At 56.9% G+C, this 1,797-nt stretch carries 2 protein-coding genes; one reads left to right on the top strand and one right to left on the bottom strand.

Annotated elements, in window-relative coordinates:
• On the bottom strand, positions 1-753 hold a 753-nt coding region (locus VGE80_RS12675), incomplete at its 3' end, for a THUMP domain-containing class I SAM-dependent RNA methyltransferase (protein WP_440592928.1).
• A gap of 425 nt (positions 754-1,178) precedes the next feature.
• Here VGE80_RS12675 and VGE80_RS12670 point away from each other — a divergent pair.
• A partial coding sequence (locus VGE80_RS12670; RefSeq protein WP_440592927.1) for a Bax inhibitor-1/YccA family protein occupies positions 1,179-1,797 on the top strand: 619 nt, incomplete at its 3' end.

Below are 1,797 nucleotides of genomic sequence, written 5' to 3'. Positions count from 1 at the left end.
TTTGACACTGACTTTGTCGCGTGCTTCTTCGCGGGCCTGCTTCCAGTGCTGGCGTGTCAGTTGGGGCCACTGTTCGCACAGGAAGTTTCGGCTGAGGCCGGGAGCGCGGTTGCGTCCGATCATGGCCGCTTCGATGGCGATCGTTCCGGATCCGCAGAACGGATCGAGGAATGGCCGGTCGCGGTTCCAGTAGCTCAGCAGCACCAGCGCAGCCGCAGTCGTTTCACGCAACGGGGCAACCCCCGAATTCGCGCGATATCCGCGCTTATGCAGCCCCGGCCCGGATGTGTCGAGGGCGAGCAGGACCTGATCTTTCAGGATCGAAACTTCGACCTGGTATTCCGTTCCGGTTTCCTGGAACCAGTGGCGGTCATAGCTCCGCTTCAAGCTCTCGACGATGGCTTTCTTGGTGACGGCTTGAATCGTTGGTTCGTTGTGGAGTTGCGAACGAACCGATTTACCGGAGACGGGGAACTTGGCATCGACAGGCAGCCACTCGTGCCAGGGAAGCGCCTCGATCTGATCAAAGAATTGACCGAAATCATAAGCTGGAAACTGGCCGATTTTGACGAGCACTCGATCGGCAGATCGCAGCCACATGTTGCAGCGGCAGATGGCCAGTTCATCTCCAATGAACGTGACACGTCCGTCTTCAATCTGCTGCTCAGTGTATCCCAGGTCGTGCAGTTCGCGCGCAACAACTGCCTCGAGCCCAAACGCCGCCGTCGCAATCAATTCCAGCCGTCGAGTCATTTCCGCGATTCGTAAAACATGAGTGCGTCTGCTCTTAAGAAAGCGTAGTGTGCCACTGTGTCTTCGTGCCAATGCGATGGCAGCAAGAAGAGAGACCTCGATACCGTCACAAACCGAGCCAGACGCATTGGCAGAATGACGACAGACCAAACAAATCCTTCAGCAACACCTTCAGGATCGTAGCGTTTTGTGAATCGATCCGAAAGCGGTTGAAAAGCACATTCCGGAGGACGTCTCGCCCTGAACCCGTATTCTGCATATACTTTTCTGGAAACCTCTGACGAAAAACGACATCTCTGGTCGTGCGGATTTTGATCCGTGTCGCACGTTTTCGCGTATGCTTGTTGCGGATCACCTCCGCCATACCGGGAAGTTTAAGCCGGAGCCGCTAGTCCGCTTTTGAGAGATTCCAAAGGATAGACAATATGAGAAGTAGCAATCCTGTACTGAGCGCCGCGTCAATGGACTCGTTCCAGGGCGAGTTTTTCTCCGCCAGTCAGAGCATGACGATTCAAGGTGCTGCCACGAAGGCACTCATCCTGCTGGGGCTGTGCTTTGGGACCGCATCAATGACATTCGCGATGACCCACGGCGGGAATTCCGCTGCGGCCATGCCGTGGATGATCGGGGGGTTCGTCGGTGCACTGGTGTTCTCGATCGCGACCAGCTTCAAGCCAAACTGGGCACCCGTGACGGCTCCCCTGTATGCGTTGGCGGAAGGATTGCTGCTGGGGGCAATTTCGGGTGGTTACGAACGGATGTTTAACGGGATTGTGCCTCAGGCCGCTCTGGCGACGCTGGGAACAATGGCCGCCATGCTGTTCGCCTACAAAACGGGACTCATCAAGGCCACGCGCGGGTTTGTAATGGGGGTCGGAGCGGCGACCGGCGGGATCGCACTGATGTACCTCGCAGCAATGGTGCTGTCGATGTTCGGCATCCGGATGTCCTTCCTCTACCAGCCCACCATGCTCGGGATTGGAATCAGCGCCGTCATCGTGATCGTCGCCGCACTGAACCTGATTATCGATTTCGCAGCCATCC

The sequence above is a fragment of the Schlesneria sp. genome, assembly GCF_036405755.1.
Lineage (GTDB): Bacteria > Planctomycetota > Planctomycetia > Planctomycetales > Planctomycetaceae > Schlesneria > Schlesneria sphaerica.
The sequence above is the reverse complement of the archived record's forward strand: the minus strand, read 5'-3'. Positions and strand labels throughout refer to the sequence as shown.